The organism is Pseudochrobactrum sp. XF203 (genome assembly GCF_020341615.1).
GTDB classification, from domain to species: Bacteria; Pseudomonadota; Alphaproteobacteria; order Rhizobiales; family Rhizobiaceae; genus Pseudochrobactrum; species Pseudochrobactrum saccharolyticum.
On record NZ_CP084392.1, the window covers coordinates 718,929 to 735,227 of the forward strand.

General features: G+C 49.3%; 16 protein-coding genes. 7 read left to right on the forward strand and 9 right to left on the reverse strand.

Annotated features, from left to right (window positions below):
- Nucleotides 1-90 precede the first annotated feature (90 nt).
- Together LDL70_RS03040 and LDL70_RS03045 are read left to right on the forward strand one after the other, a co-directional pair.
- Entirely contained in the window at nucleotides 91-264 is a 174-nt protein-coding gene (locus LDL70_RS03040; RefSeq protein WP_225686966.1) for a hypothetical protein, read from the forward strand.
- 84 nt (nucleotides 265-348) lie between these two features.
- Complete coding sequence (locus LDL70_RS03045; protein WP_225686968.1) at nucleotides 349-786, forward strand: hypothetical protein; 438 nt, start codon at nucleotides 349-351, stop codon at nucleotides 784-786.
- A gap of 209 nt (nucleotides 787-995) precedes the next feature.
- On the opposite strand, the gene LDL70_RS03050 is transcribed toward LDL70_RS03045, so the two are convergent.
- From LDL70_RS03050 to LDL70_RS03075, 6 genes are all read right to left on the reverse strand, one after another.
- Nucleotides 996-1,400 carry a hemin receptor gene (locus LDL70_RS03050; protein WP_225686970.1) on the reverse strand — a complete coding sequence of 135 codons (405 nt, stop codon included), beginning with the start codon at nucleotides 1,398-1,400 and terminating at the stop codon, nucleotides 996-998.
- A gap of 1,001 nt (nucleotides 1,401-2,401) precedes the next feature.
- A complete protein-coding gene (locus LDL70_RS03055) occupies nucleotides 2,402-2,905 on the reverse strand; it encodes a hypothetical protein (RefSeq protein WP_225686972.1) in 504 nt (167 codons plus the stop codon).
- A 134-nt stretch (nucleotides 2,906-3,039) separates the two neighbouring features.
- On the reverse strand, nucleotides 3,040-4,671 hold the full coding sequence (gene xseA, locus LDL70_RS03060) for an exodeoxyribonuclease VII large subunit (RefSeq protein ID WP_225686979.1): 1,632 nt from the start codon (nucleotides 4,669-4,671) through the stop codon (nucleotides 3,040-3,042).
- 167 nt (nucleotides 4,672-4,838) lie between these two features.
- Nucleotides 4,839-5,711, reverse strand: a complete 873-nt coding sequence (locus tag LDL70_RS03065) for a LysR family transcriptional regulator (RefSeq protein WP_022710512.1) — start codon at nucleotides 5,709-5,711, stop codon at nucleotides 4,839-4,841.
- 342 nt (nucleotides 5,712-6,053) lie between these two features.
- The gene (locus LDL70_RS03070) at nucleotides 6,054-7,427 is read right to left on the reverse strand and encodes a glutamate--cysteine ligase (RefSeq protein ID WP_225686981.1); all 1,374 of its coding nucleotides are present in this window, start codon (nucleotides 7,425-7,427) and stop codon (nucleotides 6,054-6,056) included.
- A 204-nt stretch (nucleotides 7,428-7,631) separates the two neighbouring features.
- Nucleotides 7,632-8,369, reverse strand: coding sequence for a 16S rRNA (uracil(1498)-N(3))-methyltransferase (locus LDL70_RS03075; RefSeq protein ID WP_225686983.1), 738 nt, complete (start codon nucleotides 8,367-8,369; stop codon nucleotides 7,632-7,634).
- A gap of 474 nt (nucleotides 8,370-8,843) precedes the next feature.
- Here LDL70_RS03075 and LDL70_RS03080 point away from each other — a divergent pair, with 474 nt between their 5' ends.
- A complete protein-coding gene (locus tag LDL70_RS03080) occupies nucleotides 8,844-8,984 on the forward strand; it encodes a hypothetical protein (RefSeq protein WP_162994564.1) in 141 nt (46 codons plus the stop codon).
- A gap of 134 nt (nucleotides 8,985-9,118) precedes the next feature.
- Here the strand turns inward: LDL70_RS03080 and LDL70_RS03085 are convergent, their stop codons facing one another.
- From LDL70_RS03085 to LDL70_RS03095, 3 genes are all read right to left on the reverse strand, one after another.
- Nucleotides 9,119-9,340, reverse strand: coding sequence for a helix-turn-helix transcriptional regulator (locus tag LDL70_RS03085; protein ID WP_022709447.1), 222 nt, complete (start codon nucleotides 9,338-9,340; stop codon nucleotides 9,119-9,121).
- A gap of 469 nt (nucleotides 9,341-9,809) precedes the next feature.
- On the reverse strand, nucleotides 9,810-10,634 hold the full coding sequence (locus LDL70_RS03090) for an aldo/keto reductase (RefSeq protein ID WP_022709446.1): 825 nt from the start codon (nucleotides 10,632-10,634) through the stop codon (nucleotides 9,810-9,812).
- Between the two features lie 347 nt (nucleotides 10,635-10,981).
- Nucleotides 10,982-11,815, reverse strand: a complete 834-nt coding sequence (locus LDL70_RS03095; protein WP_225686985.1) for a L,D-transpeptidase — start codon at nucleotides 11,813-11,815, stop codon at nucleotides 10,982-10,984.
- Nucleotides 11,816-12,118: 303 nt separating this feature from the next.
- Between LDL70_RS03095 and LDL70_RS03100 the strand changes: the two genes are divergently transcribed.
- The 4 genes from LDL70_RS03100 (at nucleotide 12,119) to hisG (ending at nucleotide 16,249) form a co-directional block, all read left to right on the forward strand.
- A complete protein-coding gene (locus LDL70_RS03100) occupies nucleotides 12,119-12,769 on the forward strand; it encodes a DNA-3-methyladenine glycosylase I (protein ID WP_225686987.1) in 651 nt (216 codons plus the stop codon).
- Between the two features lie 123 nt (nucleotides 12,770-12,892).
- Nucleotides 12,893-14,416 (forward strand): histidine--tRNA ligase, encoded by a 1,524-nt coding sequence (hisS, locus tag LDL70_RS03105; protein ID WP_225686989.1) that lies wholly within the window; start codon nucleotides 12,893-12,895, stop codon nucleotides 14,414-14,416.
- 1 nt (nucleotide 14,417) lies between these two features.
- Nucleotides 14,418-15,560, forward strand: coding sequence for an ATP phosphoribosyltransferase regulatory subunit (locus tag LDL70_RS03110; protein WP_255618299.1), 1,143 nt, complete (start codon nucleotides 14,418-14,420; stop codon nucleotides 15,558-15,560).
- Complete coding sequence (gene hisG, locus LDL70_RS03115; RefSeq protein ID WP_151158395.1) at nucleotides 15,557-16,249, forward strand: ATP phosphoribosyltransferase; 693 nt, start codon at nucleotides 15,557-15,559, stop codon at nucleotides 16,247-16,249. The genes LDL70_RS03110 and hisG overlap by 4 nt, the downstream gene beginning before the upstream one ends.
- Nucleotides 16,250-16,299: the final 50 nt, after the last annotated feature.

The window sequence follows — 16,299 nt, forward strand, 5'->3', positions numbered from 1 at the left end:
TATGGTTTTTCACATGGGTCGCAGAATGGATGATAGCAGTCCTGACCACATCTGACGCAGATCAGAGGCATATATTATTATAGGCGGCGTTTGCCGGGCAGCGTTGCAGCGCGCGATCCGCGCGCGCCCATCGTGAAACAGTCTTTATTAACAACTGACCTTGTTGTTGCCTGCGCTAAGCAAGATTTGCTGGAAAAGGCTGATGGTGAGCTTTGGGCTTCGCTTGTTGTCGGTGGTGACGCTGATGCTGCCAGAGCGAAATAAGACGCTGCCGTTAAGCGGGTTGAAGCGCTGGGTTTCACATTCCATACGGCTAAGGAAATCGCCTCTGAGCCGCTTGATGCTATTTTGAAGCGCATTGAGACGCTACTGGTACCATCCAATCAGCAGGGTGCGGTTGCATCTGCTGTTCTTGGCTCGGTCGATGAACCTAAAGTAACTTTCTCGCAGGCATTTCAAATATACCGCTCCCAGATTGCGGCTGATCAGTTGCGCGATAAAAGCGAGGCGCAACGGCGCAAATGGCAACAACAGAAACAATCCGCGATAAATTACTTTATAGAAATCAATGAGGATAAGCTCATTGATGACATTACGCGTGCGGATGCATTGAAGCCATATAATTTCTGGCTGGGGCGCATTGCATCTGAAAAGGGTGAGGCGGCACATACGGCAACAGCAGGCAATCGTATTATCGCCGATCTGCGCATTATCTATGGCCGTGACTATAATGGTAGCGGTTGCCACAGGCGCGGCGATGAATCCTGTATGGCTCCCACATCTTGAGCAAGCGCTTTCTCTTAGCCTTTCTGTGCTGGGGGTGACTTGGTTGGTTGTCCAGATGGCGCATAAATTGAAACACTGGAAATAATTGAAGCCACGCCGATCTTGAGTGATTGGCGCGGTTTTTTAGCTTAATGGTTATTAAAAAGAGTGTACTAACTTTGAAACAATAGCTTTGGTTGCTTGTTAAAGTTCATTCATATTTTGCTTTTTTAAGAAGTTTTGTGTGGTCTCTGGCCATGTTGCCATCTTTCCACAAAATAATCGACAGCTTCTTTATCGTATCCTAACAGATAACCATCGATACGATGTAGATCTTCCGGAGTAAAATCCAACGCTTGGTTTTCACTTCTAAGCTTCATCATTAAGCTGGATAATTTTGCGCGCCAGACTTCAGATGGAAGGCAATAGTAATACATGGAATAGGGCATGTGTTCATTCTTTTGGATGATTTTTACAAATGTCCCGTTTTGAACATATTCTTCAAAACCATCATTTCCATTTTCCCCTTCATAAGGCATGTCCATCACAACAAAAGAAGCCATTGGCTTTTGTCCTGACAGCATAAGTTCCAATTCTTTGCCGTTATGAGGGCCAATTAGATGATTGATATCCATTGAACTTTCCTTGAACTTATTCATGACACGCTTGGCAAGACGGTGCGCCTCCACCTCCACCACCTCCATGGCCTGTTGGTAATTTAGTTGGCGGCGGTGGCGGAGGTGGCGGAGGTGGTGGAGGTGGTGGAGGTGGAGCGGGTAATGAAGGTGCCGGTGCAGGCACCCAGTCTGAACCATTCCATATTGGCGGGTCATAGCCTTTATTAAAACAGGAAGGGCACATTGGTTATCCTGAGAATGGATCTACATAGATCCCACCAAAAGGACCTCCGCAAGTATCGCACCAAACTGGTTGACCTCCAGCCGAAAGCGCTAAATTTGAAAATGGTATTGTTAAGCTTACAATACATAAAAAGAATAATATTTTGGCGTAATTTTCATGAGTTCCACCTTCAAGTTTTATGGTGGAACAGTCGCTAATTTCTGTATTTAAATAAATTCCAATGAATTAGGAGTTAAATTTTAGATGCATTTTAAGAAATATGCTTGCTCTATGTTCGGTATTTCGTTGTCGCGAAAAATAAGCATTGGCTTGTTATATTTACCAAAACTTGGCGAATTACGCGGCTTCATGCGGCAATGCCTGTATGTTTATTATGAAGCCTTTGTGTTGCCCAAATAGTTCGCCTGCTGTCATCGAACGTTTGAACTAAATCACCAGCAATACGTCTATGGAGTGTTATAAGGAACACAAGGCAAACTAGTGCAGTTTTGTTCTATAAATGATCTGATTGCAGGTGTGAAATAGTCAAGGTTTGTGGTTACATATGGGTGCACTAATGAGTGCACATATATGCGCACATAAAACTAAATTTAATTGATTTTATTGAGTTAATTTAACAGTTGTTGGCCAGATGGTTCCACTCGACCGTACCATTCCAAATTTCCCGCTTTCATATCAATAGATTGCGATCTGATGCCTCATCTGTGGGCAGAGCAGTTTTGTCTTTATTTTGACAAAAGCGGAGATGCTCCGCTTTTGTCCGGTATGATTTTACTTAATAGTTCCGGCTCGGATCGACGTGGATATTGCCATCGTCATAGACCTGAATTTTCACGTCCGGATTACCCTCAAATATCTGATATTCAACTCCGCGACGCATTTTCCATTGGTAGCCGCGCTGAGGATCAGAGGCATTCGAGGGCTCCCATTTCATTTCTGAGAATTCTTTGCCCTGAGACCAGCGATTTTCTTTTTTGGCAAAGACCTTGCTTGGTGTGTCAGCCTGATCGCGCAAATTGAAATCGTAATAATTTTTACGATCCTGAAGAAGAATATCGCGGGCATTTTTCAGGGGCTTGCCCTTTTCATCAACCTTATCACGATCACTGATATGTGCCGTATAGGTCTCAACCAGTTTGGCCGGTTTTGATGTATCATTGCTTGCAGATGCTGGCTGATTTTGGCTGGCTACGGGCTTGTCCGTCTGTGTTGCACTTGTTGTGCATGCCGTAAGCACGGAAAGCGATGTAAAGACTGTAATAATGCCTGTATACTTCAATCTTTCTCTCCCCCGCTGATTGAAGTCGCAGATATATGTTATTTTTTACGCTATTAAAACTATAGAAATGCGTCTCTTCCGCTAGTGACGGGCGAAATAGTAAAAATAAATCTGAATAGAATGCCGGATATATTTTAGAAAAGTGTTCCCTGACCGCTGTCTTTGGCACGCGGAGCTTTAGTTTTCTTGTCTTTGGCAGGTGGTTCGGCAGATTGCATTTTTGGTGTCTGAACTGCCGGAGCTGGCGCTGAACCATCCGCAATGACGGAGCGATCACCGTCATGAAAGCGCAGTGTCAGATTTTCGCCTGTTTGCACTGCCGCTGCTGCTTTAACCGGCAGCCCCTGATCGTTCAGCACAATAGCAAAGCCACGCTTGAGGACACTTGTATGGGACAAGGTTTCCATCAGTCGGGACAGTTCCAGACTGCGGGTACGGTATTTCTGCAGGCTATGACGCATGGCCTGATCGCCGCGTCGTTGCAGATTGGCAATATTGAGCGCCCATTGACGGGAGCGGCGCAGGATCAGCTCGCCGGTCAGTCTTGATGATGTCTGTCGCAGCAAGTTGCGGCTGTTCTGCGTTTTGAGAGACAGGCCTCTCGGCAGGCGCTGATTGAGCTGTTGCAACTGCAAGCGGCGCTCTCTGATTTGCTGATTGAGCAGGCGCGGGGAGAGGTGGCGCTTCAATCCGTCAAAACGCGCACGTTTTTGCTCTGTGCTGACCAGCAGCGCACGGCCCAGTCTGGAACCGGCTTCATCAAAGCGGCGTCTCGGCAAGGCAAGTAACTGATCGGTCGATGGCAATGCTCTTTGCAAAGCGCGATAGGATTCACGTCGCCTGTCGATCAGCCGTGTCATGGCTGATGCCAGTCGTGCACTGTAAGACGCAAGCTGCGCTTGTAAATCTGTCCGAACCGGCACGGCCATTTCTGCTGCGCCGGTTGGTGTCGGGGCGCGTATATCTGCCGCGAGGTCTATCAGTGTCCAGTCGGTTTCGTGCCCCACGGCTGAGATAACCGGAATATCGGAGGCCGCAACGGCGCGTACCACATTCTCATCATTGAAGCCCCAGAGATCTTCCAGACTGCCGCCGCCACGGGCAACAATCAGCACATCCGGTCGGGGCAGCACTTCGCCGAAATAGGCTGAGTTGAAACCGGCAACGGCACGGGAAACTTCCTCTCCGGTTGTCTCGCCCTGCACACGAACCGGCCAGACCAGTACATGCAGAGGAAATCGGTCGGTAATCCGGTGAATAATATCGCGGATTACCGCACCGGTCGGAGAGGTGATAACGCCGATTGTGCGGGGCATGAACGGCAGCAATTGCTTGCGGTTTGCATCAAACAGCCCTTCACGTGCCAGCCGCTGTTTACGCTCTTCGAGCAAAGCCATCAGTGCACCGGCACCGGCAGGCTCCATCTGCTCAATCACGATCTGGTATTTGGATGAACCCGGATAGGTCGTGAGTTTGCCGGTGGCAATCACTTCTATACCTTCTTCCGGCCGGAATTTAATGCGGCTCATGGAGCCGCGCCAGATCACAGCCTCAATCCGCGCACGCTCATCCTTGAGGGCGAAATAAGCGTGGCCAGAAGAATGCGGACCGCGATAACCGGAGATTTCACCGCGCACCCGCACATGACTGAACGTATCCTCAACAGTACGTTTCAGCGCACCGGATATTTCCGATACAGAATATTCCGCAACATTGGTCGCGTTGTTTTCTGTCTGACGGTCGGGCGAATCTGGAAAAAAACTCATGACTCTATTGGCCATTTTATGGGCTTAGCGGTCAAGAGACTTTGCTGTTGTCCAGCGTGAAACGGTTTTCGGATAAGATACGCGTTACAATAAAGAGTTAAAGCATCGATCTGATTCAATCAGTCCCAAATGCGTTCTGAAGACAGTTTTGCCGGAAATGGATTTGATTATTCTGAAAAGCGGATCGGTTTTCGGAAACTGGTTTTAATGGCACCGGCGATCAGATCAATGGCGGGTGCATGAATACCCTGTGCGCGAATGAGTGACAAAGCGCAGGACGGTAGTTTGGGGAAACCGTCTTCCTCATTGAGCACGCGCATGCCGCTTCCCACCATATTGTCAGGCAGAATCGAGATTGCGCTGCCGGAACGCACCGCCATGAGGATGGAGCGGGCGGAGGATGTGGATAAAACGATACGATATTCGCGCTGTATCGTGTTGAGTGTATCCGTCAGCACTTTGCGCCAGCTGCAATTTGTCTTGTTCATTGCCAGCGGTATAACAGGCTCTTCATGCGGAGAGTTTTCCGCTGAGGTTGCCCAGACAAAACGGCTGGTATTGAGAACTTCCGAGCGTTTTTGTCCCGTATTATGGGTGATGAGGGCAAGATCCAGTGCCCCGCGGCGGATATGGTCGATCAATGCATCGGTTGGTTCACAATGCAGAATGGTTTCAAAAGCCGGATAATCACGGAATATCGGCTGCAAAGCATCCTGCACCATATGTTCCAGATAAATATCGGGCAGGCCGATACGTATATTGGCCTTCATTTTATCAGTGCGGAATGAGGCAACCGTTTCATTGTTCAGCTCAATAAGGCGCCTTGCATAATTCAGCAGTTTTTCGCCATGCGGTGTCAGCAGGAGATGACGCCCTTCGCGGGCAAAAAGCGGCTTGCCGATACGCTCTTCAAGGCGGCGTATCTGCATGGAAATCGCAGACTGGGTTCGGAAAACACTGTCAGCCGTTTTGGTGAAACTACCGGTTTCGGCAATCAGCAGGAATGTACGCAACTGATCCAGGTCAAGTAGTGTCTGCATGCCATGCTCCGGTTAAGTTCCGGTAATCATATGGAATATCTTAATGAAGGCAAATAGTTTTATTGCAGTTTTTCAACATCTTTACTTGGATAAATATAAGATAATTCAAATTTAATATATTGTGGTTTGCTTTTATTAAGACCTGTTCAGCTTTGTTAAGGAAATCATTGTGTATGTTGACACAATGTCAGGTGCAATTTGCAAAAATAAAAAGAGCGGCTGCATTTTTGAATCAGGCAGCCGCTCTTTATTCATGAAGGCGATTAGAGCATAATTCCTTAAACCTGGATTGGTTTAAAGTGTTAGAGCGACCTTTGTGAGCCAGGTCTGGCGCACGGCGCTCTAGTAGGAATAGGCCTTAAAAACCGGCTCGACAGACTGGTTCCAGTTGCTGTCAAAGTGAGACAGCATCACCTCAGCCAATGGTTTTCCTGACTTGGCAATAGCTTCCAGTGGTTCAACATAGATACTCTCGTCGCGGTCGTTTTCATCCGTATTTTTACGGTTCTTAAGGCCCTGAGACGCGATTGCGACTGCCTGTGCGGCAATATCTGCGACTTTGCCCTTGCCGAATGGCGTGGCAAGGCCGCTTGCTGGCACAGCGTTACGCATTGCAACCACTTGCTCGAAATCCCAGTCCTTTGTCAGATCCAGTGCCGCATTCAGTGCATCCTGATCATAGAGCAGGCCAACCCAGAAAGCGGAAAGTGCTGCAATATGGGGCAACGGGCCACCGTCAGCACCACGCATTTCGAGGAAACGCTTAAGGCGGACTTCCGGAAACAGTGTGGAAATATGGTTTGCCCAGTCGCCCATATTAGGCTGTCCGGCAGTTGGATGATCCTTCATTGCGCCGTTCAGAAACTGGCGGAATGTAATATGCGTGCAGTCAATATAGTGGCCGCCGCGCATGATGAAATACATCGGCACATCCAGCGCCCAGTCTACATAATCCGCAAAGCCGAAGCGCTCTGAGAACACGAATGGCAGGACACCTGCACGTCTGTTATCCGTGTCGCGCCAGATGTCTGAGCGCCATGATTGCAGGCCGTTTGTTTTGCCTTCCGTGAATGGCGAGGAAGCAAAAAGCGCTGTCGCAACAGATTGCAGCTTCATGCTGACCTGCATCTTGTGCCGCATATCCGTTTCAGAACCGAAGTCGAGATTCACCTGAATGGTCGAGGTGCGATACATCATATCCAGCCCCTGACTGCCGACTTTAGGCATATAGGCTGTCATAATGGCATAGCGGGATTTCGGCATAACCGGCGTTTCAGCACGCGTCCATTTCGGGCTGCCGCCCATACCAAGGAAACGGATGCCGAGCGGTGCCGCAATTGTCTGCACATCTTCCAGATGCTGACTGGCTTCCGCATAGGTCTGATGAATGGTCTGCAGCGGTGCGCCGGAGAGCTCAAACTGGCCGCCGGGTTCCAGAGAAATTGCACCCTGACCCTGCGGGCTGACCAGCCCGATCAGTTTGCCTTCGTCGATAATCGGATCCCAGCCAAGACGCTTTTGCATCGCTTCCAGAATGGCGCGGATGCCTTGCGTGCCTTCATAGGGAACAGGGCTGTTATCTTTGGTATAATAGGGAAATTTCTCATGCTCAGTGCCGATGCGCCATTTGTCCTGTGGCTTACAGCCTTCTGCGAGATATTCAGCCAGTTCCTCTATGCCGGAAATGGCTGTTTCGTCTGTGGTATCCCGAGCCATGCTTTGCATTACCCTATTTTGTAGTTGTCACTATTCATATATGTGATTGGCGTTTTTTTATCCAACACGCAAGTGGAATTATTGGACATAATTATTTGGAATAATAACAGGACGCGTAATTGAGCCTTGTCCTGTTGCGAAGAACCCTGAAAAAAATGCGCTATTGCCGGAATTATGCTGTGAGTGCTGCATAAAATAACAGGATTACTGCCAATCGCCGATACTTGCCTGAATCACAGCCATGGCTGCTACCGCAGCGGTATCAGCGCGTAAAATTCTGGGGCCAAGCGGAATCGCTGTCACAAAATCCTGCTTATGCAAATATTGACGTTCATCTTCTGAAAAGCCGCCTTCAGGACCAATGAAAACACCGGCAGGCTTGCCTTTCAGGCCGGTCAATAATGGCAGGGGATTGTTGCCCTCGGCAGCCTCATCACAGAATATCAGTGCGCGTGCCTCATCCCATTGCTCCATGAATTTATCAAAGCGCAACGGCTCCCTGTATTCCGGCAGGATGAGAATTCCGCATTGTTCTGCGGCTTCACGCATATTGGCCTGCATCCGCTCGCTGTTGAGCTTGGGCATCTGGCAATGCTGGGTGATAACCGGCTGTAAGACGGAAGCGCCCATTTCCACGGCTTTCTGTATAATATAATCCATGCGGCCGGTTTTCAGCGGGGCAAAACAATAATGAAAATCAGATGCCGGCGGCTGCGGACGTGTCTGCTCGGCAGGGTGCAGAGAGACGCGTTTTTTGCCCGTTTGCTCTATATGTGCGAGCCATTCACCATCCCGCCCGTTGAACAGCAAAATCTTATCGCCGTCCCGCATGCGCAGAACATTGAGCAGGTAATGTGCCATATCAGCCGGAGCCTCTATGAGGTGATCCGGTTGCAGGGGAAGGTCAATAAGCAGTCGTTGCATTCTGTAATTTGCGCGCATCGGCTACGGATGGCAGAGAGAAGGCTGGCAGGTCAAGTGATAAAGAGCGCTGTAACCTTGATGTTAAAAACAGAGCAGCAAAATAGACGGAGAAATCCTCGGTAAAGGAAATGCAGTGGCCATTTGTGGCGCTGTCATTGCGCTTGTCACAGAGACTCACTGCGGTGGATCAGCCGGAAATTTGGAGCTTGGGCGGCGTATTTTGCTTATGCGTAAAGATCTATGGTTACTATTTGATTGAGTGAGATCGGGTTTTTACACTGCACAGAGCCGTTTCAGTTGCTGATCTGCCACAATGAAAATCAAACTGATTTTTGTATGTGTTTTTAGCGTGTATCTTGCGCATGTTTTATTGCTGTTAAGATCGGCTGCTTATATCTGGAAGCACCTTTCAACAATGCTGAGTCCGTGTGCATCTTTATGCAATGTGCCGGTTCATGCTGAATTTAGTCCGCTTCCGGGAGACTTGTTTCCATGTCCGCAAAGAGCGCCACGCTCCTGACCGTCCTTATGTTGTCTGCAATCCTGTTTACCGGATTGGGCCTGCTCTCCGTTGAAACCGGCGGCAGCGCAGTTGCAAATGACGGATACGGCATTTCGTCTTTCCATCATTAATAATCAGGATCAGCTGATGTTTCTCTGACGGGAAATATTGGTTTCTTATAAAAAAGCCGCGCTGGTCACTGATCGCGCGGCTTTTGTGTGTCTGATTTTTAAACTGTCCTATATGTGGTCAGTCGCCGGTTGCATTAATGCGGGGTGCGAACCTCATCGCGATATTCAAGAATATCGCCTGGCTGGCATTCAAGGACACGGCAGATTTTTGCCAGTGTTTCAAAGCGTATGCCGCGCACTTTGCCGGATTTGAGCAGGGATACATTGGGTTCCGTAATGCCTATATCGGCCGCCAGCTGGCGTGAGCGGATTTTTTTACGTGCTAAAACAACATCAAGATTGACAACAATTGACATTTTTCACCTTAAAAAATTGAATAAAATATATTTATACTTGGCTCTGTTTTAATTCTTAAAATTGCATGGAATTTTCATAATCTGATTTCAGAAAAAACCGGAAATATAATAAATTAACAGGCGGAAAAAAATCGTCCTTTCTCTATTGGAAATTTATAACTCATCATATGAAAAAAACCATAAATGGATACTGCAATAAAATGCAGGTAATAAAAAGGGTCATGGTGAATATTAGTTGCAATTTTGATGTATTGGTTAATTAATTTTATGTCTTTTTGTATTTAGAAATTTAATTAATTTGATAAATATTTATATTTTAATTTAGTTTTTCAGTAAAAATAAAATCAATAGTTTGACAACATCAGGTTTTTGTTGATTTATTCATGTTAAAATAAAGCACTCGTATAATTTATACGAGTGCTTTGATAATTAAGCAAATTTTTTGAAAAATATATTTCGAAATGACAGATTAACCGAAGGTTGTCGGATCAGGCCCGATACGTCCGTCAGAAGCATCCAGCTTGTTGATCTCGTCATGCTCGATACCCAGAAGCTTGAAATCTGTGACTTCAAAATTTTCTTTAATACGGGCAGGGGTGACTGATTTCGGAATGACAACATTGCCGATATCCAGATGCCAGCGCAGAATGACCTGAGCGACAGATTTGCCGTGATTGGCGGCAATGGCTTTCAAAACCGGATTGTCCAGAATTTTACCCTGTCCGAGCGGGCTCCATGCTTCTGTAGCGATATTATGCTGCTGGTGGAACTGGCGCAGATTATCCTGCTGGAAATAAGGGTGCAGCTCGATCTGGTTGATGGCCGGTACAACATCTGTTTCACGCAGGATACGTTGCAGATCAGCTGTGCGGAAATTGGAAACGCCGATTGATTTCACACGGCCTTCTTCACGCAATTTGATGAGTGCACGCCATGTATCAAGAAATTTATCTTTATTCGGCATTGGCCAGTGAATGAGATAAAGATCAAAATAATCTGTGCCGAGGCGCTCAGCCGAAGCATCAAAAGCTTTCAGGGTGGAATCATAACCCTGATCGTCATTCCAGACTTTCGTTGTCAGAAAAATATCCTGACGTGCGATGCCGGAATTACGAATTGCCTGACCGACACCTTTTTCATTCTTGTAAATTGCGGCGGTATCAATGTGACGGTAGCCGGTTTCAAGTGCGGTTGTCACACTGGCGACGGCTTCTTCATCGCTGACCTGCCATACACCGAAACCCAGTTGCGGAATGGAGTTGCCGTCGTTCAGTTTGATCGCAGCTACGGTCATGTCCTTATTCCTTTTCTGTTTTTTGCGCCGGTAATTTCATCGCATTATTTGGGATAAACCGGCGAAGCACTTTGCAGAACGCAATCTTGAATCAGTTCTTACAGTTTTTGCAAGACCGGCTTATGTCAAAAGCGATAAATTCTTGGGGGTGGTTTTTCACAAGCCTGTCTGTTGCCGGACAGATTTCTTCTTGCGCGTGCAATGCCTGACAGGCTGCCGGAGGCGAGATGCGAGTAAAACCCAACTTGCCATGCGATGAATAGAAAAGCCCTGCATCAGTGTCTGATGCAGGGCTTCTGGTTTGGAGGCGTTTAAACAGAAATCCTATTCTGCTCTTCAGGATAGATTCAGAGAACGACGACTTTCGTGCCCACCGGCACCCGTTCATAGAGATCTTCCACATCCTGATTGCGCATGCGGATACAGCCGGAGGATACTGCACGCCCGATGGTGGACGGCGCATTGGTGCCGTGAATACGATAGAGCGTATTACCTAAATACAGCGCTCGTGCGCCGAGCGGATTGGCGATGCCGCCTTCCATACGGACAGGAAGAATGCGGCCTTTCTTGCGCTCGCGGGCAATCATTTCTTTCGGCGGGTGCCATGTCGGCCATTCGGCCTTGCGGCTCACGGTTTCTGTGCCTTTCCAGCTGAAACCTTCTTTACCGACACCTACGCCGTAGCGGCGGGCTTTGCCATTATCTCCGACAAGATACAGAAACTTGTTTTTCGTATCGATCACGATTGTTCCGGACTTATGGGAAGCTGAGTAATCAACTTCCTGCGGCAGATAGATCGGGTTCATACCGCCTGCAGCCTTTGCAGGATTTTGCGGAGCTGCCGCGCTGGTGCGGATGAATGAACCCTGCTGATAGGTTGTATTCCGTTGCAGAGCTTTATTCTGTTTTGTGCGTGCTTGCTGGCGTGTGGCGGAGCGTTGTGCAGGTGCCTGAATGCCTTGTGATCCGCTGTTGCGGTAGATACGCGGCTTTGATGGCGCAAGCTGAGTGGCATAGCGCTGTGGCTGCAATTGAGTGACCCAGGGCGCACTCAAATCAGGGCTGAGAACCAGAGGCGGCGGTGTGGCATAACGGTCATTGGCAAATGCTCCGCCAGCTGAAATGGCGGACAGGGCAAAAGCAGTAATGGATGCGATCAGCAGCAGATGACGTGGTTTCATCAGATCGTCCTGTGTTGAAGTCATGCCTGAAACTGTGATGCACTGTTCAGCAGGCGAGACATGCAGATTCCTTTGCCTCGACTGTGATGCCTGACCCTTTTGAAAAGGTGAATCACTGCCTTGCGGATGTGCAAATGCGGTGAAAACTTTCTCTTTTGGTTATCAGCAGGTAAATATTCTGAGTTGGGTTTCGCGGCTGCTTTCTGTCTTGAAACGGAAGATATGTTCTTTTTTTGTTCCATGTCAAATGAAATATGCTATAGAGAGACTCGTTGGTTTGGGCAGATATGGCGCGGGTGAAAAATGACGCAGGATATACCGGTTCTGGAAGCAGGATTGCATTTGGGGGAAGACGGGCGTGTGCGCTGTGGTTGGCATGGCGGTTTGCCGGATTATCTGCTTTACCATGATACGGAATGGGGATTTCCGGTTGATAATGATCGTCGTCTTTTCGAGAAAATCTGTCTGGAGGGCTTTCAGTCCGGCCTGTCATGGCTGACAATTCTGCGTAAGCGTGAAAACTTCCGCCGTGCTTTTGCAGAGTTTGATTTTCATAAAATGACGCAGTTTACTGAGGAAGATGTTGAGCGTCTGATGCAGGATAAGGGCATTGTACGCCACCGCGGCAAGATCAAATCAGCGATTAATAATGCAGGTCGTGCGATTGATCTGATTGCCGAGAAGGGCTCGCTGGCCGCTTATTTCTGGAGCTTTGAACCGCAGCCGAAAGACCGGCCGGCACGGTTTGATCTGGCGGCCTATAAAGCGAACCCTTTAACCGAGATTTCTACCCGTATCAGCAAGGATCTGAAGAAGCGCGGCTGGTCATTTGTCGGCCCGACGACAGTCTATGCTTTTATGCAGGCGATGGGGTTGGTGAATGATCATCTGGAAGGTTGTTATTGCCGCCCGGTGATTGAGCGCTTGCGGCAGGATTTTGTGCGGCCAGCATAATATGTTTCTGCGCGGATCTTGCTCTTGCCGCATGCAAACTGATCGGTTAGGAAACATACGCGCCTTTCAAGCATATTAAGGCATTTAATCTTCAAGATAACTCAAGTTTAGCGGATCAGTATCATGGCAAATAAAGCGGAGAAGATGAAAGCGCGGTTGCCGCGCGGCTTTGTGGACCGTGAGCCTCATGATCTGCGTGCTGCTGAGAAAATGCTGGCGACAATCCGTGAGGTTTATGAGCGCTACGGTTTTGATCCGATTGAAACGCCGCTTGTTGAATATACTGATGCGCTGGGCAAATTCCTGCCGGATCAGGATCGTCCGAATGAAGGTGTGTTCTCGCTTCAGGATGATGATGAACAATGGTTGTCGCTGCGCTATGATCTGACTGCGCCGCTGGCGCGTCATGTGGCTGAAAACTTCAATGAAATTCAGCTGCCATTCCGCACCTATCGCAATGGCTGGGTATTCCGCAATGAAAAGCCGGGCCCTGGCCGTTTCCGTCAGTTTATGCAGTTCGATGCTGATACTGTTGGTGCGCCGGGCGTGTCTGCCGATGCGGAAATGTGCATGATGGCAGCGGATACGCTGGAGCGTCTCGGCATTCAGCGCGGCGATTATATGATCCGCGTCAATAACCGTAAGGTTCTAGACGGTGTGCTGGAAGCGATTGGTCTGGCCGGTGATGAAAATGCCGGACGCCGCCTCAATGTGCTGCGTGCCATCGACAAGCTCGACAAATTTGGCGAAGAGGGCGTGAAACTGCTGCTCGGTGAAGGCCGCCGTGATGAATCCGGCGACTTTACCAAAGGTGCAGGACTGGATGCGGCGGCAATTGCCAAAGTTCTCGACTTTACTGCTGCGGGTGCGGAAGATGGTCAGCAGACCATCGCAAATTTGCGTGCTGTTGTTGAAGGCAATGCCCGCGGCACAGAAGGCGTTGAAGAACTCGCGCAGATGCAGATTTTATTTGATGCAGGCGGTTATGCCGGTCGCGTCAAAATTGATCCGTCCGTTGTACGTGGTCTCGAATATTACACCGGTCCTGTTTATGAGGCCGAACTGCAATTCGATGTCACCAATGAAAAGGGTGAAAAAGTCGTCTTCGGTTCTGTTGGTGGCGGTGGTCGTTACGATGGTCTGGTGTCGCGTTTCCGTGGCCAGCCGGTTCCGGCAACGGGTTTCTCCATCGGCGTTTCCCGTCTGATGACTGCGCTGAAAAACCTCGGCAAGCTCGGCACTGAAGATGCAATGGCACCGGTTGTCATTACGGTGATGGATGGTGATGCCGAAAGCCTCGGCCGCTATCAGAAATTCACGCAGGATCTGCGCGATGCCGGTATCCGCGCCGAGATGTATCAGGGCAACTGGAAGAAATTCGGTAATCAGCTGAAATATGCGGACCGCCGCAATGCGCCGCTTGCGATTATTCAGGGCGGTGATGAACGTGCCAATGGCGAAATCCAGATCAAGGATCTGATCGAGGGCAAGCGTCTTTCCGGCGAGATTGAAAGCAATGAGGAATGGCGCGCCAGCCGTCCGGCGCAGATCACTGTCAAAGAAGCTGATCTGGTTGCGGAAGTGAAGCGTATTCTGGCTGAACAGGCAGAGGATCGTTTGCAGGAACTAAGCAGGCAGGCGAAGTAAAATGAGCAATCGTCAAACAGCAGATATTGCCGCTGATCTGGCGTCTTATTTTGCAACCACGTCGAGTGAAGCCGTTGATATTCCGATCCTGCAACCGGCCGACCCGTTTCTTGATATGGCCGGTGAGGATCTGCGCAGCCGGATTTTTCTGACCGAGAATGAAAATGGCGACAGCCTGTGTCTGCGTCCGGAATTCACCATTCCGGTCTGCCGCAATCATATTGCGCTGAATGCAGCCACGCCGAAGCGCTATTCTTATATTGGCGAGGTTTTCCGTCAGCGTCGTGAAGGCGGCACCAGTTTTCATCAGGCCGGTATTGAAGATCTTGGCGGCGATAATGAACCGGCCTCCGATGCGCGCTCGCTGAGCGATGCGTTGAATGCTGTGCATCAGGCGGCTCCTAATGCGTCATTGCAGGTGCTGCTCGGCGATCAGTCTGTGTTTGAAGCTGTTCTGGCATCTCTCGGCCTGCCACGCGGCTGGCAGAAAAAGCTGGCGCGTGCTTTTGGTAGTGCTGAACTGCTGGAACAGGCCTTGCAGGATTTGGCATCACCGCGTCTTGGTAATGTCATTCCTGAGCGTTTGCGTCAGATTGTGGATGAACAGGGCGAAGATGCTTTGGTCACTGCACTTGCACAGGAAATGCAGGTTGCAGGTATTTCGCCAGCCGCGGGCCGCAGTCCTTCTGAGATTGCACGGCGTCTGATGGAGAAGCAGCAACTGGCTGCGGTTCAGCTGGCAGATCGGGTGCTGACAGCACTTAAGACATTCCTGTCCATTCGCGTGCCGCTGGAACAGGCGACTGTACAGCTGACAGAATTTGCTGAACAAAACGGTCTTGATCTCGGCGCTGCATTGCAGAGCTTCGGCAAACGTGTTGAGGAAATGCATAAGGCTGGTATTGATCTCGGCATCATCACTTATGATGCAGGTTTTGGCCGTCCGCTCGATTATTATACCGGTCTGGTTTACGAAATTACCAGTCGTGATGCTGATTGCGGTGTGATTGTCGGTGGCGGACGTTATGACCGTTTGCTGACAATGCTGGGCGCGAAAGAGCGTATTTCCGGTGTTGGTTTCTCCATCTGGCTCGACCGTTTACAAAAATGTGCCGAGGCAACACAGACAGGAGCGCGCTCATGACTGTAACACTGGCTTTGCCTTCCAAAGGCCGTCTGAAAGAGCAAACAATTGCAGTGATGGCGAAAGCCGGATTGCATGTCGTTCTGCCGGAAGATGACCGCAATTACCGCGCCCGTATTGAAGGCGTGGATGATGTGGATATTCTGTTTCTCTCTGCGTCAGAAATTGCCCGTGAACTGGGTTATGGGACAGTTGATCTCGGTGTAACCGGCGAAGACCTGATCCGTGAGACGCTGGCGCGTGCAGATGAAAAAGTGCAGATTGAAACGCAGCTTGGCTTTGGTCATGCGGATGTAATCGTTGCCGTGCCGGAAGTCTGGCACGATGTGGCGACAATGGCCGATCTTGATGATGTGGCTGCGGATTTCCGTCAGCGTCATGGTCGCCGTTTGCGGATTGCCACCAAATATTGGCGGCTGACACAGCAGTTCTTCTCTCAGAAGCACGGTATTCAGGTTTACCGTATTGTTGAGAGCTTGGGTGCGACCGAAGGTGCACCGGCAGCCGGTTCTGCGGATATTATCGTTGATATCACATCGACCGGTTCGACATTACGAGCCAATAGACTGAAAATTCTGGATGATGGCATTATGCTGAAATCGCAGGCTTGTCTGGTTTCTGCGCGCCGCAGCCTGGATAATCCGCGGGTGACGGAAATTATCAGCCGTATCTGTGACAGTTTGAAATAAGCTTACATATTTAAAAAGAAAAGGCCGCAATTCTCATGAATTGCGGCCTT